This is a genomic window from Rhodanobacter glycinis (assembly GCF_900114325.1).
GTDB classification, from domain to species: domain Bacteria; phylum Pseudomonadota; class Gammaproteobacteria; order Xanthomonadales; family Rhodanobacteraceae; genus Rhodanobacter_A; species Rhodanobacter_A glycinis.
Genome location: NZ_FOSR01000008.1, coordinates 68,735 through 91,187 on the forward strand (window position 1 = coordinate 68,735; position 22,453 = coordinate 91,187).

General features: G+C 61.0%; 16 protein-coding genes. 14 read left to right on the forward strand and 2 right to left on the reverse strand.

The window, feature by feature from the left end:
- Nucleotides 1-76: 76 nt before the first annotated feature.
- From BMY90_RS10160 to BMY90_RS10185, 6 genes are all read left to right on the forward strand, one after another.
- Nucleotides 77-826, forward strand: coding sequence for an ABC transporter permease (locus tag BMY90_RS10160; protein WP_245735010.1), 750 nt, complete (start codon nt 77-79; stop codon nt 824-826).
- On the forward strand, nt 816-2,186 hold the full coding sequence (locus tag BMY90_RS10165) for an ABC transporter ATP-binding protein (RefSeq protein ID WP_245735011.1): 1,371 nt from the start codon (nt 816-818) through the stop codon (nt 2,184-2,186). Before BMY90_RS10160 ends, BMY90_RS10165 begins: the two co-directional genes overlap by 11 nt.
- Complete coding sequence (locus tag BMY90_RS17230; RefSeq protein ID WP_175481552.1) at nt 2,173-3,642, forward strand: class I SAM-dependent methyltransferase; 1,470 nt, start codon at nt 2,173-2,175, stop codon at nt 3,640-3,642. The genes BMY90_RS10165 and BMY90_RS17230 overlap by 14 nt, the downstream gene beginning before the upstream one ends.
- Before the next feature lie 89 nt (nt 3,643-3,731).
- Nucleotides 3,732-6,689 (forward strand): glycosyltransferase family 2 protein, encoded by a 2,958-nt coding sequence (locus tag BMY90_RS10175; protein WP_245735012.1) that lies wholly within the window; start codon nt 3,732-3,734, stop codon nt 6,687-6,689.
- Nucleotides 6,686-7,777 carry a GSCFA domain-containing protein gene (locus BMY90_RS10180; RefSeq protein ID WP_092703724.1) on the forward strand — a complete coding sequence of 364 codons (1,092 nt, stop codon included), beginning with the start codon at nt 6,686-6,688 and terminating at the stop codon, nt 7,775-7,777. The genes BMY90_RS10175 and BMY90_RS10180 overlap by 4 nt, the downstream gene beginning before the upstream one ends.
- Nucleotides 7,761-8,786 carry a phytanoyl-CoA dioxygenase family protein gene (locus BMY90_RS10185; protein WP_139201733.1) on the forward strand — a complete coding sequence of 342 codons (1,026 nt, stop codon included), beginning with the start codon at nt 7,761-7,763 and terminating at the stop codon, nt 8,784-8,786. Before BMY90_RS10180 ends, BMY90_RS10185 begins: the two co-directional genes overlap by 17 nt.
- Nucleotides 8,787-8,808: 22 nt before the next feature.
- On the opposite strand, the gene BMY90_RS10190 is transcribed toward BMY90_RS10185, so the two are convergent.
- Complete coding sequence (locus BMY90_RS10190) at nt 8,809-9,693, reverse strand: class I SAM-dependent methyltransferase (protein ID WP_092703728.1); 885 nt, start codon at nt 9,691-9,693, stop codon at nt 8,809-8,811.
- Complete coding sequence (locus tag BMY90_RS10195; protein WP_092703730.1) at nt 9,690-12,392, reverse strand: CmcI family methyltransferase; 2,703 nt, start codon at nt 12,390-12,392, stop codon at nt 9,690-9,692. The genes BMY90_RS10190 and BMY90_RS10195 overlap by 4 nt, the downstream gene beginning before the upstream one ends.
- Between BMY90_RS10195 and BMY90_RS10200 the strand changes: the two genes are divergently transcribed.
- The 8 genes from BMY90_RS10200 (at nt 12,327) to rffA (ending at nt 22,392) form a co-directional block, all read left to right on the forward strand.
- Complete coding sequence (locus BMY90_RS10200; protein WP_092703846.1) at nt 12,327-13,493, forward strand: trans-sulfuration enzyme family protein; 1,167 nt, start codon at nt 12,327-12,329, stop codon at nt 13,491-13,493. The two genes, BMY90_RS10195 and BMY90_RS10200, sit on opposite strands and share 66 nt — an antisense overlap.
- A 124-nt stretch (nt 13,494-13,617) precedes the next feature.
- Nucleotides 13,618-14,442: an ABC transporter permease gene (locus BMY90_RS10205; protein ID WP_245735013.1), complete on the forward strand. Its 825-nt coding sequence runs from the start codon at nt 13,618-13,620 to the stop codon at nt 14,440-14,442.
- Complete coding sequence (locus BMY90_RS10210; RefSeq protein WP_092703734.1) at nt 14,432-15,829, forward strand: ABC transporter ATP-binding protein; 1,398 nt, start codon at nt 14,432-14,434, stop codon at nt 15,827-15,829. The genes BMY90_RS10205 and BMY90_RS10210 overlap by 11 nt, the downstream gene beginning before the upstream one ends.
- Before the next feature lie 3 nt (nt 15,830-15,832).
- A complete protein-coding gene (locus BMY90_RS10215) occupies nt 15,833-19,087 on the forward strand; it encodes a glycosyltransferase (protein ID WP_092703736.1) in 3,255 nt (1,084 codons plus the stop codon).
- Nucleotides 19,077-20,075 (forward strand): glycosyltransferase family 2 protein, encoded by a 999-nt coding sequence (locus BMY90_RS10220; RefSeq protein WP_092703738.1) that lies wholly within the window; start codon nt 19,077-19,079, stop codon nt 20,073-20,075. Before BMY90_RS10215 ends, BMY90_RS10220 begins: the two co-directional genes overlap by 11 nt.
- The gene (locus BMY90_RS10225; RefSeq protein WP_092703740.1) at nt 20,072-20,878 is read left to right on the forward strand and encodes a GNAT family N-acetyltransferase; all 807 of its coding nucleotides are present in this window, start codon (nt 20,072-20,074) and stop codon (nt 20,876-20,878) included. The genes BMY90_RS10220 and BMY90_RS10225 overlap by 4 nt, the downstream gene beginning before the upstream one ends.
- Entirely contained in the window at nt 20,875-21,240 is a 366-nt protein-coding gene (locus BMY90_RS10230) for an EamA family transporter (RefSeq protein ID WP_092703742.1), read from the forward strand. Before BMY90_RS10225 ends, BMY90_RS10230 begins: the two co-directional genes overlap by 4 nt.
- 27 nt (nt 21,241-21,267) lie before the next feature.
- On the forward strand, nt 21,268-22,392 hold the full coding sequence (gene rffA, locus BMY90_RS10235; RefSeq protein ID WP_092703744.1) for a dTDP-4-amino-4,6-dideoxygalactose transaminase: 1,125 nt from the start codon (nt 21,268-21,270) through the stop codon (nt 22,390-22,392).
- Nucleotides 22,393-22,453 lie beyond the last annotated feature (61 nt).

A 22,453-nucleotide genomic window follows, 5' to 3' on the forward strand; every position in this document is an offset into this window, starting at 1 on the left:
CTAGGTTCGGGTTGCGAGTATGGAATTGATGAAACTGTCCTTGTTCGGGCGCCTTTGGCTCAGACGGGACGTGTTTGTGGAACTGACTCGCCGCGACATCGAATCGCGTTACAGCGGCTCGTTCCTGGGCCTGTTCTGGTCGTTCTTCAATCCGCTGCTGATGCTGGCGGTGTATACCCTGGCCTTTCGCGTGTTCCTGGGTATGCGCTGGCCGGGCATGGCATCGGGGAGTGCGTTTTCGCTGATGATTTTCTGCGGCATGGTGGTTCACTCGGCATTGTCCGAGTGCATTACCCGTGCGCCGGGCGTGATCGTTTCGCAGACCAACCTGGTCAAGCGGGTAGTGTTCCCACTGGCGGTGCTGCCATGCGTGATGGTGGCTTCGACCCTGTTCAACATGCTGCTCAGCCTGCTGGTGCTGTTGCTCTTCGTGCTGCTTACCGGCCATGCGCTGCATCCCGTGCTGTTGTGCCTGCCGCTGGTGTACGCGCCATTCGTGCTGCTGTTGTGCGGGGTGAGCTGGTTCATGGCGTCGCTGGGGGTGTTCGTGCGCGACGTGACACAGATTGCCGGTGTGCTCTCGTCGATCCTGATGTTCCTGAGCCCGGTGTTCTATCCGGCATCCAGCCTGCATGAGCCTTTTCGCAGCTGGATTCTGTTCAATCCCCTGACGTTGATGATCGAGCAGACACGCAAACTGGTGCTGTTCGGGCAGGCACCCGACTGGCATGCACTGGGAATTTACACGCTGGCGGCCGTGGTCGTATTCCTGTTCGGCTATGCCTGGTTCCAGCGCACCCGGGATGGGTTTGCCGATGTCCTCTGAGACCATGACGGAACCGGTGGCAACATCCACCGAAGCGGTGATCGAGGCACGCGCGCTGGGCAAATGCTACCAGCTTTACGACAAGCCGATACATCGCATGCTGCAGAGCCTGGTGGGCAGACGTCGCACGTTCTATCGCGAATTCTGGGCATTGCGCGGGGTCGATTTCGAGGTGCGTCGGGGCGAGACCCTCGGCATCGTGGGCCGCAATGGCGCGGGCAAGTCCACCTTGCTGCAGATGCTGGCCGGTACGCTTAAGGCCAGTGAAGGGCAAGTTGCCACCCATGGCCGCGTGGCAGCCCTGCTGGAGCTGGGCAGTGGCTTCAATCCGGAGTTCACCGGGCGCCAGAACGTCTATCTGAATGCCTCGATCCTCGGGTTGAGCCGAAGTGAGGTGGAAGCACGGATCGGCAGCATCCTGGCTTATGCGGATATTGGTGAATTCGTCGATCAGCCGGTGCGCAATTATTCCACCGGCATGGTGATGCGATTGGCGTTCGCTGTGGTGGTCCACGTGGATGCCGATGTGCTGATCATCGACGAGGCGCTGGCGGTCGGCGACGCATTTTTCATGCAAAAGTGCATGCGCTACCTGCGCGAGTTCCGCAAGCGTGGCAGCATGTTGTTCGTCAGCCATGACAGCAGCGCGGTGGCGAGCCTTTGCGATCGCGCAGTGTGGCTGGAGCAGGGGCGGGTACAGCGCATCGGCGAGGCACGCGATGTCATGCAGGACTACATGCAAGCCTCGCTCAGCGAGTCGCGAGCTACGGAGAAACCTCTTGCTGGCGTTGATCGCCGGCGCCAGAGTCCTGCCCGGCGACTGGTGGATCCACGTCAGGAATTGTTCGACCGTTCCACTTTGCGCAATGACGTCCGCGTTCTGCCATTCCAGCCGGATGCCAAGGCATTCGGCGAGTGCCGGGTGCGGATCGAGCACGCGGAGCTTTGCGACGAGCACGGGCAGGCGGTTTCGTTGGTGCTTGCCGGCGAATGCGCAGTATTGAGAGTGGAGCTGGTTGCCGATGCGGGCGTGGGCAATGCGATTACCGGCTTCTACGTGAAGGATCGCCTGGGTCAGTTGCTGTTTGGCGACAATACCGACCTGGGGCAGGTGGGTGAGTTTTCGCTGGTGGCCGGAGAACGTGCTGTTGTCAGTTTCAGCTTCGTGATGCCACGGTTGCTGCCCGGGGATTATTTCGTGGCCATCGGTGTGTCCGAGGGCACCCAGGAGCAGCACGTGGTGCAACACTGGATGCATGAGGCATTGCGCTTCCGAGCCGAAGGCGGATCGATGGTTACCGGGCTCATCGGTCTTCCCATGTTGGACATCCGTCAGGAGCGATTGCATGACGAGCACTGAATTCCGGATGGAGGATCACCCGCTGGTAATGATGCGCCCTCGGATAGTGCAGCCCTACAGCTGGGTGGGTCACATTCCGTTCGCCTACCTGGCGGTCGACCTGTTGAGGCCGTCCAGCCTGGTCGAACTGGGCACGCACACGGGCAATTCCTATCTGGCGTTCTGCCAGGCAGTGCAGGCGATCGGCTTGTCGTGCCAGTGCACGGCGGTGGACACCTGGCAGGGTGACGCCCACGCACAGCATTACGGCGAGGACATCTACCAGTCGCTGCGGGCGCGGCATGAGCCGCTGTATGGTGCGTTCTCACGGCTGTTGCGAAGCACGTTCGACGAAGCCGTGGGTGCGTTTGCCGACAACAGTATCGACTTGTTGCACATCGATGGCCTGCACACCTACGAGGCAGTGCGACATGACTTCGAGTCCTGGTTGCCCAAGCTGAGTGGAAACGCAGTGGTGTTGCTGCATGATACGGCGGTGCGCGAGCGTGGCTTCGGCGTGGCCCGCTTCTTCGAGGAGTTGGCTGCGCGTTACCCGTGCTTCGACTTCATGCACAGCCATGGCTTGGGCGTGGTAGCCGTGGGAGCGCAGGTGCCGGAGTCGTTCATGGCGTTCCTCCGCCAGGCGCAGGCGAAGCCGGAAGCAACTCGTGCCTATTTCGAGGCCATGGCTGGCACCTTGGTTGGAGACGCCGGGCCTGCTGGCAGGGATGCGCCGGCGAATGTGGCGTGCCGACTCTATTACCGGCGACAGGACGAGTCATACGACGATGCACGCGTGTTGCAGCAGTCGCTGGACGCCGCTGACGGTGTACTCGAATTGCAGTTCCGTCTGCCGCATGGTGAGCGGCCCGACTATCTTCGGCTGGACCCGGCCGAAGTGCCGGGCGTCTACGGCATCGGTCCGGTCCGTTTGCGGCTGGTCGAGACTGAGGCCAGTCATGAACTGCCGGCACTGGAAGATCGCCTGGGGCACGTCAACGGCGAGCTCGTGCCCGCAGCGGGCGGATCATCGGTCCGCTTGCTGAGTTTCGACGACGACCCCTGGCTGGAATTCGAAGTGGGCAGCGCGCTGGCATCAGGTGCAGACGAAATGGTGGAGGTCACCGTACGCATCGCGTACGAAGTGGTCGTACGCGATGCCGCGCTGCATCGTTTGCTGGATCGGCATGCTTCGGCACTGGCCGACATGCGCCAGCTTGCCCGCGAGCGGGTGGGCATGCAGAACCTGGATCGGGTGCTGACCCGTCAGCAAGCTGTCCTGCAGCAACTGCAGCAGGAACAGCGGCGGCTGCAACAGGGGCAGCAACATCTGCAACAGGGGCAGCAACATCTGCAACAGGGGCAGCAACATCTGCAACAGGGGCAGCAACATCTGCAAAATGGGATCGATCTTCTCGTACGCCGTAACGCCTGGTCGGTGCTGCGGCGATGGTTCGGGCGGAGGGCCAGCGGATGAAACGCCTGCTTCGTTCCGTGGCTCGTCGTCTGCGTGCGTATTGGCCTGGCGTGGCCTTGTCATTGCGCCCGTTGGGAGAGATTGAGCCCGTGACTGGGCACCAAGACACTTGGCGCAGCCTGGGCACCGATCCGCGTTTTGTCTGCGAAGGCCCTGGCTTTCCACTGAAGGCCGGCTGGTACGAGTTGTCGATCGAATTGCAGGCCAGCGGTGATCATCGACTCGAGCCGGTGCTGTATTTCGACTACGGGCAGGGCATGCACGAATCGTGGTCGCTCTATTTGAACTTCGTGCGGGCCGGAAAATCACGCCATCGTGGCGTGGTGCTGCTGCCGGATGACGTGCGCCAGTTGCGGCTGGATCCGGCGCAGGCGCCGTGCATGTTCCGGGCGCGTGGTTTGCGGCTGCGCCGGCTGGGGCGCGCCGCCGCGGCATGGCGCATGTGGCGTTCGGTACGCGGCGGGGTGAAGGCTTCGGGGGGCGATGTGCGTGCGTTGCGCGCTGACGCCAGGCGCCGGTTGCAGGGAACTTCCGGGCAGCGGCGATTTGGCGAATGGCTCCATGATCGCTATGTGCGCCGCGGATCACGGGAGACCACCTACGAGCGCTGGCTGCAATTGTATGACCCGCGTCGATCCGAGCCGCGTCATGCCGATGGCCCGCTGGTGTCGATCCTGTTGCCGACCTACAACACGCCCGAAGCATGGCTGCGGCGTTGCCTGGATAGTGTGCTGGCGCAGACGTGGTCGCACTGGGAATTGTGCGTGGCAGACGATGCCTCGACCGAGCCGCAAGTGCGGCAGGTGTTGCAGGAATACGCTTCTCGCGACGAGCGTATCCGCATCGTCTGGCGCGAACGCAACGGTCACATTTCCGCGGCATCCAACAGCGCGTTGTCGCTGGCACGGGGCGAGCGGGTGGCGTTGCTCGACCACGATGATGAGCTGCATCCGGCGGCACTCGCCACGGTGATGGATGCGTGGCGGGAAAACCCGCAGTGGCAAATGGTCTACACCGACGAGGACAAGATCGACGACGAGGGACATCGCTACGAGCCCTACTTCAAGCCCGACTGGAACCATGATCTGCTGTTGGGGCAGAACTGTGTCAGCCACCTGGGCGTGTATGCACGCGACCTGTTGCAGGCGGTAGGTGGATTCCGTGAGGGCCTGGAAGGCAGCCAGGACTGGGACTTGGCGCTGCGTTGCAGCGAGTGTCTTGCACCCGGACAGATCGGCCACATCCCGGTGGTGCTCTATCACTGGCGTGCAGTGGAAGGCTCGACGGCGCGTGGCGTGTTGCAGAAAAGCTATGCCCATGAGGCCGGTCGGCGCGCATTGCGCGAGCATCTTGCCCGGTGCGAAGAGCATGCCGAGGTCCTGGATATCGATGACATGCCGGGCATGTTCCGCATTCGACGGCCGCTGCCGGATCCCATGCCGCGCATCAGCATCGTCATTCCCACGCGTGACCATGTCGAGTTGTTGCGCCAGTGCGTGGAGTCGATCCTGCAGCACACAACTTACACGAATTACGAGATCGTGCTGGTAGACAACCAGACAAGCGAGCCCGGTGCGCTGGCTTGCCTGCTGGAATATTCCCGGCATCCGCGCATACGAGTATTGAAGCATGACCGTCCGTTCAACTACTCGGCGATCAACAACGAGGCGGTGGCGACGTGCGAAAGCGGGCTGATCTGTCTGCTCAATAACGACATCGAGGTCATTACGCCAGGTTGGCTCGAAGAGCTGGCCAGTCATGCACTACGCCCACAGGTGGGTGCGGTAGGTGCGATGCTGTATTACCCGAACGACACCATCCAGCATGCCGGAGTGGTAACCGGCGTGCATGGGGTGGCCGCCCATCCGTATTGCGGCATGCCGCGTGGTTATCCGGGCCTGATGGCGCGGGCCAGGCTGGTCCAGTCGATGAGTGCGGTGACTGCCGCGTGCCTGATGGTTCGGCGCGAAGTCTATGCCGATGTGGGTGGCTTGGACGATGAGCTGCAGGTGGCATTCAACGATGTGGATTTCTGCCTGCGGCTGCGTGAGCGTGGCTATACAAATGTGTGGACTCCATTTGCCGAGTTGTATCACCACGAATCCGCCTCGCGAGGCCACGAAGACACGCCGGAAAAGAAGCGGCGCTTCGCCAGCGAAGTTGCCAGCGTGCGCAGGCGCTGGGGTGGTTTGCTGGAATCCGACCCGGCCTACAGCCCGAACTTCACCCTGATCGGCGCCCCGTTCTCGCTGGCTTTCCCGCCGAGGAAGTGGCCCGTGGCACCGATGGCACCGATGACGGGTGACACGGGATGCCGCGCATCGAATCACTCCCCCGTCGATGCACCCGGCGAGGTGTTGTGCATCGGGCACAGTCACCTGGCCTGCGTGGCACAGGCGGCACGCGATACCGGGTTCCATTTGCGCGCGCTGAACTTCTGGGAGATGCCCGAGGCAGTGGAGAAGCTCGAAGGCGAGCCCCGCTTGTGCAAATCGGTGCAGGAGCAATTACGCAGGTACAAAGGGCCGGTTTTTTCGCTGATCGGCGGCGGTGCGTATGGTGTGCTTGGAACATTGGTGCATCCTCGCCGTTTCGACTTCGTACTGCCGGAGGAATCGCAGTTGCCGCTGGATCCGGCCGCCGAATTGTTGCCAGCGCTCGCGGTACGACGTGTGATGGAGTCGCTGCTGGCCGAATACCTGTCGCTGATGGCGCAGGTCCGCGAGCTTTGCAGTGGACCGATGTTTCACATCGAGCCGCCGCCGCCGTCAGCGGACAGTGAGCGCATGCGCGAGGGCGTGATCTGGGCCATGTTTCCCGGCATGTTGCATGAGATCTCGCCGGCGGCCTTGCGCTACAAGCTGTGGCGGATGCACTCGCACATCGTCGCCGAATGGTGCGAGAAAGCGGATGTGCATTTCGTGCCGCGCCCATCCGAAGTGGTCGATGCACATGGTTTTCTGCAGGATGACTATTACGGGGATGGCGCGCACGCGAATCCGGCTTATGGCGAGCGGGTACTTGCGCAGATGAGGTCGTTGGCATGAAACACCCCTATCAGGACATTGATGCCAGGCAGCGGTGGAGCCGGGCCGTAGCCGCTTTCGACCCCGCGCAGATCGATCCGGTGATGCCGCCGTCATTCCACATCGGTCCGCGCACGCGAGTCGTTACCGCCGGCAGTTGCTTTGCGCAACATGTCGCTCGTCATTTGCGGGAGCATGGCCTGCCTTGTTTCGAGACAGAGCCGGCGCACCCGTTGCTGGGCGACGAGTTGGCCAGGAACTTCGGCTACGGGGTCTATGCAGCACGCTACGGCAACATCTATACCGCCCGCCAGCTTCTGCAACTGTGGCGGCGTGCAACCGGGGTATTCGTCCCCGCTGATGATGCATGGGAGCAGGATGGCAGCTGGTTCGACCCGTTCCGGCCCACGATCCAGCCAGGTGGTTTCGCGTCAGGGCGCGAATACCGCGAGGATCGGCATCGTCATCTCGCGGCAGTGCGCAAGGCTTTCACTGAGATGGACGTGTTCGTGTTCACCTTGGGGCTTACCGAGTGCTGGAGCTCGCGGGTCGATGGTGCGGTGTATCCGTTGTGTCCTGGAGTGGCTGCGGGTCATTACGATTCCCGGCAGCATGCGTTGCTGAATTTTGGCGTGGCGGAGGTGGTGGCCGATCTCCACGCCTTCCTTGATGAGGTGCGCCGGGTCAATCCAAGCATGAAAATGATTCTGACCGTGTCTCCCGTTGCGCTCGCGGCCACCGCCGAACCCCGCCACGTATTGCTGTCCAATACCTGGTCCAAGGCGGTGTTGCGCATTGCGGCCGAAACGCTTTCTGCTTTTCCGGATGTTTACTATTTTCCGGCTTACGAGATCGTCAACGCGGCTGGGCATGCCTATTTGGCCGCTGATCGCCGCACGGTGCTCGAACAGGGCGTGCGTCGCGTCATGGAACTGTTTTTCCGACACGTGGTGTACAGCGACGAATCGGCTCCCGACGTGCCAGCGCCGCCCGATTTCCTCCACCAGGGTCAGGTGCTGATGGATGTCCTGTGCGACGAGCAGCGATTGGACACCCCGGCGCGCGAAAGCGAGCCAGTGAATGGAGGGGCCCATGAATCAAGCCGATGACAGGTTGGCACCCGCGCGCGAGATGATGCGGCAAGGCCGGCATGAGGAGGCTATCGCCTGGATGACGGTCTTGCGCCGACGTGCTGTGGACGAGGACGTTGAACGCCTGTTGGCGCGATGCCGTTACATGGCGTATGTGGAGCACCCACCTCGTGGCGCAGAGATTGAACCGTGGCCAGGGTGCATTTCCGATCCGTTCGCCGCTGTGGCAGGTATTCCCGAGGTCCCGGCGTCACGGCTGGACGCGCATTCGATGGCGGCGGGGATACAGCATCATGGCGCTCTGCTCGTACGCGGCCTGCTGTCGCCCGATCTGGCAACGAAGCTGGCTGGCGATGTGAAGAGCGTGATCGATGCCTGTGCCTCGTGGCATGAGCACGGTGGGGTCGGGGCAGGCAATCCTTGGTACGCACGCCTGCCATTGCGCGAAGATTGTCAGCTGGCGCAGGCCCGCACCTGGGTGGAGGGCGGTGGCGGTGTGTGGTTGGCCGATTCGCCGCGCATGCTGTTCAAGCTCACTGAGCTGTTCGGGGCCAGCGGAATCGTCGACATGGTATCGGCGTACTTCGGCGAGCGGCCCATGTTGTCGGTGGGCAAATCCACCTTGCGTTGCGTGCCGGGCAGTATCCGACATGCCGATTGGCACCAGGATGGCGCCTTTATGGGGGCAGGAATTCGCAGTGTGAACGTCTGGCTTGCCCTGTCCCACTGCGGCGTGGATGCGTCCGGGCTGGAGTGCCTTCCGCGACGGCTGCCGGAAGTGTTGCCCACGGGCAGTCATGGAGCTTATTTCGACTGGTCGGTTGGCCCCGGCATGGTCGCGGAGGCTGCACAAGGCTTGGCGACCGTCAGCCCGGTCTTTGCTCCGGGTGACGCCTTGTTGTTCGATCACTTCTTTCTGCACCGCACAGGAGTGCCGGCGGCGATAGCCAAGGACCGCTACGCAATCGAATCGTGGTTCTTTGCGCCTTCGTCCTATCCTGCCGACCAGGTGCCGCTGAAGATCTAGCTGCGCGGCGGGCTGGGCCGCATCAGCGGCCAGCAGTTGCTGCGCCTTCAGTGAGCGCGGCGAGCTGCTGGCGCTGGGCCTCGATCACGTCACGGGCGCGCTGCAGAGCTTCGGTGCGACGACCCAGCAGCGCTTCGGTGCGGCCCAGCTTGGCGCGCAATTCCATGCCGTCGGCCTCCAGCGACACGCAAGCCTGCAGCAGGCTTTCCGAGCCGAAGAAGCTGTCAATCAGGGCCCGCAGTTCGGGCGTCATGCGCGAAGCGGGTACCAGGATGGCCAGGCCATTGAAGAACGGCAAGGTGTGCAAGGTGTAATCGATATTGATGCTGGCGACATAGTCTTCGATGGCGGTCAGCACACCGTTGCGTGGGCCGCCTTCATGGGTGGCGTTGGCCAGCCAGCCGTTTACGCCGCGCTCGTCCAGTTCGGACTGGTTCGGCACCATGCCCTTGTAGCTGTAAGGGTGGCGCTGCCAGCCATCGAGGTCGTCCGGGCTGTAATACATGTCGCGCCGGGCGTAAGGCCACGCGGCATCGTGTGCCACCACGATGGGCGGCGCCTTGCCAGCCTGTTCGGCACACGACTGCAAGAGGTTGAGTTCGTGGAAAACGGTAGCCCAGTTGTGGTCACCGTCGATCAGCGCGATGTCGGGCGTTTGCAGTTGTGGAATTGCGGCCAGGCTCTTCAACGGCAGGAAGCGGTATTCGGCAGGACCGAACTGGGCCAGCTCTTCAAGCAGGCTGGGCAGCGGTACTGGGTCGACGATGTCGGCACGCGCGCCATGCGCGCGACAGTAGGCCAGGATGTGACGTGTGTTCCAGCCGAACTCGGCACCGATTTCCAGGATCTGGTGCGGCTGCACGATGTCGAAGATGGGCTGGATGTAGCGTGGCCAGAAGCGGTTCATTGCAGGTTCTCCGTGAGTGCAGGCAGATACGGCGCCAGGTCATCGAGTGATACGTCGTAATGCGCGTCGTCGACGCTGCCGCCGACCTTGCGCAGGTAGCCGTATGGGCTGGTGCTGATCAATTGACGGGTACGGCTGCGGTCGATGACGAAGGCGGGCGTGTCCGCGATGAAGTCGCGGATCATGCGCAGCGGTTGCCGCGTCGAATAACCGAGCCAGGGTTGGCCGAAGACCGTGCCCAGGCAAACCAGATACGAGCGGTGCGACACCAGGCTGCCCCAGGCCTTGAGCAGCTCCGTCGAAACCGTGGGCATGGCATCGATGGCCAGCAATACCAGCACCGTTTCGGCACCGCCGACTTGGTCGCGCGCTGCCGCCACGGTCGCCACGTCATCGGGCGGCAACGACAGCCGGGTCACGCGGCCCGATGGCGCCGGTGCGGCAGCCGTACCCACCGACAGCACGCGGGTCCCGGTCAGGCCAGCGGCTTGCACGGTGTTGTCAACGAAGAAGCCCAGGCCTGGCTGGGCGGCCACCACCACGATGGCGTCGGGACGGATGTCGTGGATGACATCCGCGATGCCGAGCAGGTCTGCCGGCGCGACGCCGGTGGGCATGCCGAGCCACTGCACCTGGTTGCGCAGGTTGCATTCGGCGTACACCCCCATCAGGTACGACTGTGCGCCGTCGTCGAACTGGGCCGACAAGCGGCCCGGTCGCACTTCGCCGGTAACGGGAAGGTGCATTGGCATCAACATGCGCTGACGCTGGCCGGTGGCGAATTCCGAAGAAATGCGGCCACGAAAGGAGAGGCGGTCGCGTTCGATCCGCACGAAATCCTCGCCGCGGACGCGGCGGTAATCGCTGGCATAGGCGCGCACCAGCTTGTCCTTGCCGAGATCGTCGACATTGGTGGTGGTGCCGCCGTGGAACTGGTGGAAACTGGCTTCCCCGATCAGCGCCACCAGCGGTGTGGATGCATCCTGGCTGGCGCGTCGCCACAAATCCAGGTTGGCAAAGCCGCCGCCGGGTTGGTCGAATGCTTCGTCGAAGCCGCCGATGCGGTCGTACAGTGCGGTCGGCAGCATCAGGCAGTTGGTTTCGGTGATGCCGTCGAACCAATGTTCGGGGTTGTCGCTCATCGGCTGGCCGATACGGAACAGGTCGTAACCATTCAGGGGCCAACGGATGCGATCGAACAGCTTGTCTTCCATCTCGCGCGTGTAGCCCACCAGGGTCAGCCAGCGTTGGTCACCTCCGATGAACCACTGGCGCAGGGCGATCACTGCTTCGGGCCGTTCACGCCAGGCTGCAAGTGCCTCGCGGAATGCGCCTGGACTGAGCACGTGGGCACCATCGATCATGACCGCGAGGTAGCGCCCGCAGGCCATCAATGCAGCCTCGTTGAGCGCGCCGCACGGCGACGGATGATGACGACTGGGACGAACCAGCCGGAACTCCGGCCCGAACCCCATTACCCAATCGGCATCCAGCGGCGGACTGGAGCCGTTGTCGATGCATAGCACCTCGTAGTCGAGATCGGTGCAATCGAGTTGATAGTCGCGGCTGAGCGAGGCGAGGGTACGCTTTGCCTCGCGCGACATGTTGTAAAAATTGACGATGATCGAAAGCGTCAGTGGCGCGGGGACTGCAGCGCGCGTCAGCGTTGCGGGCAGGCGCGTCGACTGCGCGGGCCTATCCGCGCGCGAAGCAATGTGGGCACGGAAAGGTGCCGGAAGGACCGGTCCGCCGGTTTCGACGAGACGCAAGTCCAATCGATGCGTCTGACCATCGCGAAGTGACTCCGGCAGCGGCAGTTCGAAACCGCTGCAGCCGTCACCCTGGTGCAGTTCGGCAATATCGGCGCGCCACTGATTGGCCGCGAAGCGCAGAATCTCCGTGTCGCCTTCGTACAGCGCCAGGATGGGCGATTGCTGGTTGCCGTCCAGCCATCGTGCCCAGCCACGCAGCAGGTGGGGGCCGCATTGATCGAGCGAGCCATGCAGCTGGGGGCTGCTGATGGGGATGGGCAGGATGTCGGCGGAGGCTGGCACGGCTTCGCGCGGTGGCATCGTCCGGGCCACGTTGAACGGGCTGCCCGACAGGGGGTAGCGCGTATCGCTGCCGGCGATGGCCATGGTCACTGCAAGTGCAGACCCGCTGGGAGGCGGAGGATCGAGCGCAATGAAAAAGGCGCAATGGCCGCCCCGTTTGCCTGCGGCAGCCAGATCGGCGCGGAAATGGGTGGCATCGCCTTGGCCGAGCAGAGTGTCGCCATCGCGCACCTCCACGCGAACAGGAGGGGATGCTTCATCGCCGGCCCAGGCCCACCCTCGCAGGATGTGCCCGTTCAGTCCATCCACGACGCCTTCCGGCAGGTTGGACGGCGGTGTTTTGGCCGGCTTGTTCATGGTAGGCAATGGCATCCCGTTGGCATGGCTTCCGCGGATGGCATCTATCCCGCGGAACAAAATGGAACCGTAAAGATCGCGGTTCCCGACAGGATGTGCAATACGCATGCGCATGGAGCGTGCGTTAGGACATGAACGGAATAGCGTTCGCGGATTCAGCAAACACACCATCGCGGGTAAGATAAGCGCTTTGCCCATCCCCGCGGGCAGGATGTCAGCCTCATGAAAAATCGCAGCACACCGGTAGCCTTGGGTCTTGGAACCCGCGCCATCCATGCCGGCCAGCACCCTGACCCGAGCACCGGCGCGATCATGACGCCGATCTACGCCACCTCCACCTACGTGCAGGAAAGCCCGGGCAAGCACAAGGGTTACGAGTATTCGCGCTCACAAAACCCCACCCGCATGGCCTACGAGCGTTGCGTGGCGGATCTGGAAGGCGGTGTGGCCGGCTTCGCCTTTGGTTCCGGGCTGGCGGCCGCCTCCACGGTGCTGGAACTGCTCGACTCGGGCAGCCACGTGATCGCCATGGACGACCTGTACGGCGGCAGCTACCGCCTGTTCGAGAAGGTGCGCCGGCGTTCGGCCGGGCTGGATTTCAGTTTCGTCGACCTGAACGACGCCAAGGCGCTGAAGGCGGCCTTGAAGCCAAACACGCGGATGATCTGGGCCGAGACACCGACCAACCCGATGCTGAAGCTGGTCGACCTGGCCAAGATCGCCGCGTTCGCGAAGAAGCACGGCCTGATCCTGGTGGTGGACAACACGTTCTGTTCGCCTATGGTGCAGCGCCCGCTGGAATTCGGCGCCGACCTGGTGCTGCATTCGGCAACCAAGTACATCAACGGCCACTCAGACATGGTCGGTGGCATCGTGGTGGCCGGCAACAAGGAGTTGGCCGAGCCGATGGCCTTCCTGCAGAACTCCGTGGGCGCCATCGCCGGCCCGTTCGACGCCTTCCTCGCCATGCGCGGCCTGAAGACCCTGCATCTGCGCATGCGCCAGCACTGCGCCAGCGCGCTGGAGTTGGCTGGCTGGTTGGAGAAGCATCCGGCGGTGGAGCGCGTCATCTATCCCGGTTTGAAGAGTCACCCCCAGCACGCTTTGGCCAAGCGTCAGATGAACGGCTTCGGCGGCATCGTCACGATCGAGGTGAAAGGCGGCCTGAAGAAGGCCCGGCGCATGCTGGAGCGCTGCGAGCTGTTCGCGCTGGCCGAGTCGCTCGGTGGCGTGGAAAGTCTGATCGAGCATCCCGCGATCATGACGCACGCCTCGGTGCCGGCCGCCAATCGCAAGCGCTTGGGTATCAGCGACGGGTTGGTGCGGTTGTCAGTGGGTGTCGAGGATATCGCTGACTTGCGCGCCGAGCTGACGGCGGCGTTGGGATGAGTCGTGCCGCGAGACGCATGCGCAGGCATGGTTTTCGGGCGAGGTGGTGCTTGTCGATCACGATGGTCCGGATCAAGACAGCGAGTGCCGGTCGAGTCATTTTTGCGGGAATCGTTGGTTAAACATGCTCTCCAATTATCGTCTGCGGGACCCGCTTTCTCCCTACCGAGCCTTGACTCGCCATCTTGCACTGACCGTGCAGATGGCCAAACGCGATGTGGTAGGGCGTTATCGCGGATCGTTCATCGGCCTGATGTGGGCCTTCTTCAACCCCTTGCTGATGCTTGGGGTCTACACCTTCGTTTTTGGCGTGCTTTTCAAGTCACGCTGGAGTGCACAGAGTTCAGGCCATCTTGAGTACGCGGTCATCCTGTTCGCCGGACTCAACATCAATTCCCTGTTTGCGGAATGCGCCAATCGCGCGCCATCCCTGATTATCGAAAATGCCAATTTCGTGAAAAAGGTGGTGTTCCCACTCGAGACCCTGTCCTGGAGTTTGCTGGGCTCGGCACTTTTTCACCTGCTTGTTTCGACGGTCGTGCTGTTGGTGTTCCTGTTGGTGGTGAAGGGCGCAATCCCGTGGACGGCTGTACTTTTCCCGATTGTGGTCTTGCCATTCATTCCATTCATGATCGGGTTGATCTGGCTGTTGGGTTCGCTAGGCGTATTTTTGCGTGACCTCAAGCAGGCCATCACGGTCATCACTCCGATGATGATGTTCCTGGCCCCCATTTTTTATTCCAAGGAACTGATCTCGCCGCGGTTCAGGGACCTGCTCTACCTGAACCCGCTGACGCTCATCGTGGAGGCTTCGCGCGACGTGTTGGTGTGGGGACGTCTTCCGGCGTGGGGGATGCTAGGCCTGTACACCCTCATATCCTGCCTGTTCGCGTGGGCAGCATTCAGTTGGTTCGAGCGTACGCGTCGAGGATTTGCCGATGTCCTCTGACGAAATTTCCGTATCCGTTGAGTCGCTCGGGAAGCGCTATGACATCTATGCCAAGCCGGTCGACCGGCTCAAGCAGATGGTGCTGCCACGACTGGGGCGGATCACAGGGAAGCATGGGCAGTCGTATTACGACGAATTCTGGGCTTTGCGCGATGTGAGCTTCAGCGTCAGGCGTGGCGAAACGGTGGGCATCATTGGACGCAATGGTTCGGGCAAGTCGACCTTGCTGCAGATGATCTGCGGCACCTTGCATCCTACCGAGGGCTCGGTGACCTCGCACGGTCGCGTCGCGGCCTTGCTCGAACTGGGGGCAGGGTTCAATCCCGAGTTCACCGGTGAGGAAAACATCTACCTGAGCGGTTTGTTGTACGGCATCGCCGAAAAGGAATTGCGCAAGCGGTTCGACTCCATTTTGGCCTTTGCCGAGATTGGCGATTTCATTCAGCAGCCGGTGAAAACCTATTCGAGTGGCATGTATGTGCGCCTTGCCTTTGCGGTGGCGGCGCATGTGGACGCCGATACGCTGATCATCGACGAAGCACTCAGTGTCGGCGACGTGCGGTTCACCCAGAAATGCATGCGCTTCCTGCGCGAATTCCAGAAGCGCGGGACGCTGTTGTTCGTCAGTCACGATACGAGTGCCGTAACCAATTTGTGCAGCCGCGCGGTATGGCTGGATAGCGGGCACCTTTTGATGGACGGCTCGGCCGGGGAGGTCGTGGAAAGCTACCTGGCGGCCCAGCATGCCGCCGACCGGGCTGCGTCGGGCGAGAAAGTGCAGGTGCGCAGCATCAAACGAAGCGCAGGTTCCGTCGCACCGCCGCGTGCCGCGCCCGTACCCATCGACGTGAAAGACCCGAGACAGGACCTGCTCAATGCACAAGGCGCGCGCAATCATGTGATGCCGTTCGAATTCGACCCGCAAAGCATCGATCGCGAGTTTGGCGCGGGGGCGGCACGCATCGTCGATGTGAGGCTGTTCGGCGAGGGGGGCGAACAGTCGCTGATGCAAGGTGGCGAAGTCGTCGAGCTGGTTATCGATGCTGTGGTGCATGAATCCATCGTGGCGCCGATTTTCGGTTTCCACGTCAAGGATCGCCTGGGGCAGCATTTGTTTGGTGACAACACCTATATCAGCTATCACGAGCATCCGCTGTCGTTCGCTGCCGGCGATGGCATGCAGGCCCGGTTCCGCTTCCGGATGCCGGTGTTGCCGAATGGGGATTACTCCATCGACGTCGCGCTGGCGACAGGCACGCAGGACGACCATACCCAACAACACTGGATGCACGATGCGCTTGCTTTCAAGGCGAGCGAAAGCACCATGCGACATGGCCTGGTTGGCATCCCCATGCATTCGATCAAAATCGTACAGGTTGGAGTTTGACCCATGGAATTCACTGGCGAGCGCTTCATGCCGAGCGAGGCGGGGCAGATCAGGCATGAGCACATGCATCGTTATGCCTGGTGCTGCTCACTGGTCAGGGGCAAGACTGTGTTGGATATCGCCTGCGGTGAAGGTTACGGCAGCGCCATGCTGGCGCGTCATGCTGCAGGAGTGACGGGAGTCGACATTGCCGAAGAGGCAGTCGAACACGCCAAGCATGCCTATCGGGACCAGGATAATCTGACTTTTCTGCAAGGGAATGCGGCTGCCATCCCGTTGCCGGATGCCAGCGTGGACGTCGTGGTTTCCTTCGAGACCATTGAACATCACGACCGTCATCAGGAAATGATCAGCGAGATCCGCCGCGTACTGCGTGCCAATGGGGTGTTGATCATTTCGTCGCCGAATCGACTGGTTTATTCCGAGCAGGCGGGCTACCACAACGAATTCCATGTCAAAGAGCTCGACTTCGGCGAGTTTGATGGCTTGCTGCGTCAGCAATTCGGAAACATACGGTATTACGGCCAGCGATTGGCGGTCGGTTCGGCCTTGTTCGCACTGCAGCCAGAGGACGCTACCAAGTCCGTTGCCGCTTTGACCGATACCGGAACGGATATCGTCGAACGCAGCACGTGTTTGATCGACCCTATCTATTTCGTGGCCGTGGCTACCACAGGCGACATACCTCTGCCGGCCATGCCGTCGTCCGTGCTGTTTTCAGAAGCGGAAGACCTTTATACCCATCATCGGGAAGTCGCAGCCTGGGCCCAGCGGTTGAGTGTTGAGCATGCTGACGCACTGGACCAGATCCTGCACCTTACCAAGGGAAGGGAGGCCGCCCAGTTGGAAGCACAAATCGCGACCAAGGGAAGGGCAGCGGCTCAACTGGAAGCCGAGGCCGCAATAAAGGCAAGGGAAGCGGCCAGGATGGAAGCCGAGGCTGCAGTAAAAGGCAGGGAAACAGCTCAGTTGGAAGCCCAGCTCGCTCGCCAGGAAATTCATGTGGTCGAGCAAAAAGCCCAAGCGGCCTTTCAGGAAGCTGAAGGCATGTGCGCGCGGCAGCGTGCCGAGTTGATCGAGGCGCGCGGCGAAGTCGCCAAGCGCAACGCTCGTATCCAGCAGTTGGAAGAGGCGCGCGAGGAGTTGGAGCTGATCAAGTCCAGCCGCTCATGGCGCCTGACACGGCCGCTGCGAGTGGCGCTGCGTCTGCTGCGGCATCGCGGCCTGGGTGCGGAAGACCGCGAAAAAATGAGGCAGTTGTGGCGTCGTGGGGCTGGCACTCAGGCGGAATCATTGCCCCCCCCGACGGTCGTGGCCGCCCCTGACTTGTCAGCCGTCGGAGATGTAAACGAGCAGGTGATGCACGTCATGCCACAGGCGGCGGGGCGGCGCGACTATTTCATCTGGTCGGTGATCGATTGGCATTTCCGTACCCAGCGTCCCCAGCATCTTGCGCGTGAGTTGGCGAAGGCCGGCCATCGCGTGTTCTACATCTCCAACAATTTCATTGATCATCCGGCGGCTGGCTTCGCCGTGGAGTCGCTGGATGACAGCGGCTGCCTGTTCCAGGTCAATCTGCATGCGAAAGGCCGGCCGGCGATCTATCACGCAGCCCCCAGCGAGAACATTCGCGAGCAACTGCGCGCCGGTATCGGCCAATTGTTGGCGTGGACATCCAGCCGGGCCTGCGTGTCTCTCGTGCAACATCCCTACTGGCTGGAAACGGCGCGTGTGTTGCCGAATGCATGGCTGGCTTACGACTGCATGGATCATCACGGCGGCTTTGCCGACAATGGCACGGACATGCTGGTGCGCGAAAACGAGCTGATGCGCACGGCCGACCTGCTGGTCGTGACCTCGGACTGGCTCTACGAGGAAGCCGGCAAGTACAACCCGCATCGACTGATGATTCGGAACGCCTGTCAGTACGAGCATTTCGCCGCACAGCCCGAACACGTTTTCAAGGACGCGCAGGGACGCAAGGTGATCGGTTACTACGGAGCGATCGCCGAGTGGTTTGATCTTGATCTCCTGGAAAAGGTGGCGAAGCGTTTCACCGATTGCCTGGTGCTGATGGTTGGCGCGGATACCGCCGGTGCGCAGAAACGCTTGCAGCATTTGGACAATGTCGTTTTCACCGGCGAAGTGGCTTACGCCAAATTGCCTTTTTATCTCGCCGGTTTTGACGTCTGCCTGCTTCCGTTCCAGGTGATTCCGTTGACCCTGGCCACCAATCCGGTCAAGGTCTATGAGTACTTGAGCGCGGGCAAGGAAGTCGTGTCGATTGCATTACCGGAGATTCGCCAGTTTGGCGACTTGGTACGTACTGCAGGCGACCACGCAGGGTTCCTCGCGGCCGTGGCTGCTGCCCTGAATGCGTGGCCCGATGCTGCTCGGATCGCGCAGCGGCAGCATTTTGCGGAGGAGCAGACCTGGAGCCATCGTGTACAGGATCTGCTGCAAGGCATCGCGGCATTGCCCGAGCCGCGAGTCAGCGTGGTAGTGGTGACCTACAACAATCTCGATCTTACCCAGCTCTGCTTGCGTAGCCTCGAGTTGTACAGTAGTTACGAAAATCTCGAAGTGATCGTTGTAGACAATGCGTCAGCCGATGGTTCGCCAGCCTGGCTGCGGGAATGGGCGGCTGCCGGTGCAGATCGCCACCTCATTCTCAATCCCGACAATCGCGGCTTTGCCGCCGCCAACAACCAGGGGTTGGCGCTGGCCAGTGGTGATTACCTGGTCATGCTCAACAACGATACGCATGTGACGCCTGGCTGGATTGCGACCCTGGTTGCCCACCTGCGCCACGACCCTTCACTCGGGATGCTTGGTCCGGTGACCAACAACATCGGTAATGAGGCCCGCATTGCCATTCAGTACGACGACATGGACGGCATGCTGTCCGCGGCGGCCGACTACACCGCGCATCACGCCGGGCAATTGACGTCGTTGCGGACGGCAGCATTCTTCTGCGTGATGATGCCGCGCGCCGTCTACGAGAAGGTGGGGCCGCTGGACGAAGCCTTTGGTATCGGCTTCTTCGAGGATGATGACTACTGCCGTCGGGTGGAGCAGGCTGGTTGGACCATTGCCTGCGCCGATGACGTGTTCATCCACCATAATCTATCGGCCTCGTTCAACAAGCTCAAACAGGAAAAGCGCCAAGCGCTGTTCGAGCAGAACAAGGCAATATATGAGGCGAAATGGGGGGCGTGGTCGGCTCACAAGTACCGGGAACAAAAAAATGAGCAGTAGCCCCGCTACCGGCACCCTTGCGAGGGGCGTGGTGGATTTGGAATCCGTTGGCGCTGCTGTTCGCGTGGATGTTTCGGTCGTCTCCCCCGTCTATGGTTGTGCAGTCTGCTTGGAAGAACTGGTTGATCGCATCGAGGCCGCCTTGCGGCCGAGTTGTGGGAGCTACGAAATTATTCTTGTTGATGACTCCAGTCCGGATGGTGCGTGGGCGAGAATCTGTGAATTGGCACGACTCAGGCCGTCCGTCCGAGGCGTGCGTCTTTCACGTAATTTTGGGCAACATGCGGCGATCACTGCTGGTCTGCGCGAGGTCAACGGCGACAGGGTCGTCGTAATGGATTGCGATTTGCAGGATCGCCCGGAGGAAATACCGAAGCTTCTGTCTGCCTTGTCAGGTAGTGCGAAAATCGCGCTTGCCCAGCGTGTGGAGCGACAGGATGGCGCGCTCAAGCGTCTTTGTTCGTGGGGTTTTTATCGCTTCCTTGGCTGGTTGACGGGTGCTGTGTATGACCATACGACTGCAAACTTTGGAGCCTATAGCCGCAATGTGATTGATACGATCAATGCGATGCCTGAACATGACAGGTTTTTTCCAATGCTGGTGCAATGGACCGGATTCGAGACGGTGCGGGTTCCAGTAACCCATGAGAGTCGAGGGCACGGAAAAAGCGGCTACAACTTCCGACGGCTGCTCCGGCTTGGGCTCAACATCGCGCTGTCTTATTCGGACAAGCCATTGATGCTCGTGGTGAGCTTGGCATTGTGCTCGGCTGTGCTGGCTATTGGTGTGGCGGCCTACAGCATAATGTCGTATGTGGAAGGCAAGACACAGGTAGCCGGTTTTACCAGTATCGTTGCATCCGTCTGGCTGATTGGTAGCGCTATGTTGGGAAGCATTGGTGTGGTTGGGTTGTATGTGGGCCGACTGTTCAACAGCGCCAAGGGCCGGCCGCATTTTGTGATCGCCGAGAAGGTTGGAAAGCAATGAGTACCCGCGTACTCGAGCTTTCAGAAGTTGATACGGCGCGTTTTGGCTTTCGCATGGCGCGGGGGCGACTGGAATTGGATGATGACGTCTCGGATCGGCTGATCAGTGAGATTCACGAGCATCGATATGATATCGAGATCCTTCGTGTTCCGGCCGGCGCATTGCAGACGCTGCGGGGGGCCAGGCAGCGTGGAATGATGCCTATCCACGCCGATACCCTCGTTTACTATGAAGCATCTCTGCCTGGTTCGATCTCCCCGTCGCACGTCAATGCAGGGATACGCTACGAGCTTGCTACAGCAAAAGATATTCAGGATGTGGCACGTGTGGCTACCGAGGGCTTTGCGCAGTATCGGAACCACTATCATGCCAATACGCTGCTGGAGCCGAGTGCGATTCTGGAGGGTTACGTGCAGTGGGCGACTTCCAGCCTGGTGCGCCAGTGCGAGGGTCAGGTCACGTACATCGCCAAGAGCGGCGAACAGACGCTGGGATTCATCGCCTGCCGGCTGAATCGGGAAACGAATGTGTGCGAGGTCATCCTCAACGCCGTGGCGCCTGATTGCCAAGGGCGTGGAATCTACACGCAAGGACTTGTCCATGTCATGTCGACGGTTTCTGCGGTGGGTTATCGCCGATTGGTGATATCCACGCAAGTCTGGAACTATCGGGTGCAGCAGGTCTGGGCGAGGCTGGGGATGTCGTTGTACCAAGCCTACGATACCTACCACTTCAATAATGTGGGCGGGCTGTCAGCTCCAGCCAGCAATGGAGTGATTCATCGCGCGGAGTGGGGCCAGTGAGTTACTTCTTTGTTGCCATGACAATCGCCCTGACCGTATACGGGCAGCTTGTCTTGAAATGGCAGGTGGGACTGCGCCCTTACCTTGTCCAGGCTCCGTACACGGTCGCGAATATCATCAGATTGCTGGCCAATTTATGGGTCATCTCGGCGTTTGCTGCTGCATTCGGGGCGTCGCTGTGCTGGATGGCCGCCATCAGCCGACTGCCTATCAGCAAGGCGTACCCGTTCATGGCCCTCAATTTCGTGCTTGTTCTGCTATTCGCAACCACGATCTTTCACGAAAGCCTCGATATCTACAAGGTGGCAGGCACACTCGTCATCGTGATCGGCGTAGTCCTGCTGTCCTGCTCTCCTGCCTAGTTTCGACTGCCAACCCGGAATTTCCCCTTGATACCCTTCAACAAGCCCTACATGACCGGCCGCGAGCTTCCATGCATAGTGGAAGCGCATGCCAACGGTCATCTCAGCGGCGATGGCCCTTTTACCAAGCGTTGCCACGAATGGTTGCAAAACCGTACCTCAGCAGCCAAGGCGTTGTTAACGCATTCCTGCACGGCTGCATTGGAAATGGCGGCGATTCTTCTTGATTTCCAGGCGGGTGATGAGGTCATCATGCCCTCCTTCACTTTTGTCTCGACGGCGAATGCCTTTGTGCTGCGGGGTGCCGTACCTGTATTCATCGATATACGCCAAGATACCCTGAACATCGATGAGACCTTGATCGAGCAGGCAATCACCCCGCGGACCAAAGCCATTTGCGTGGTGCATTACGCGGGCGTGGCGTGCGAGATGGACGTGATCCTGGATGTCGCGCGACGGCATGGTCTCGTGGTAGTCGAAGATGCTGCTCAGGGCATCATGTCCAGCTACCATGGTCGCGCCCTGGGTACCTTGGGCGAGCTGGGGGCCTTTAGCTTTCACGAAACCAAGAATATCATTTCCGGAGAGGGCGGCGCACTCCTCTGCCGGGATAATACGTATTGCGAACGGGCGGAGATAATCCGCGAGAAGGGAACCAATCGCAGCAGGTTTTTCCGAGGGCAGGTCGACAAGTACACATGGGTGGATGTTGGCTCTTCGTATTTGCCCGGGGAAATAACGGCTGCATTCCTGGCGGGCCAGATTGAGGAGGCGGATTCAATCACGGCCGCGCGTTTGCAGCTTTGGAATACCTACCATAGCTTCTTCGCGACTTTTGAGGGGAATGGAAAGCTGCGTCGTCCGATCATTCCGCCGGGGTGTGTGCATAATGCACACATGTATTATCTGTTGCTCAATAGTGTGGATGAGCGTGGCAGATTCATCGAGCAGATGAAGGCGCTCGGTGTGCAGACGGTATTTCACTACATTCCGCTACACAGCGCGCCCGCAGGTCGTGCGCATGGTCGCGTCAGCGGCAGCATGGAAGTGAGCGACTCTCTGAGTGAGAGGCTCGTGCGGTTGCCTCTGTGGGTTGGGCTGGAAGAGCACATGCCTCACATCCTGGATGCGGCAAGCAAGTGCCTGGTCTGAGCGGCATGGCGCGACAGGGCGGTGCTTTCAGGCGCCGTTTTCCCACGATTTGACAGACATG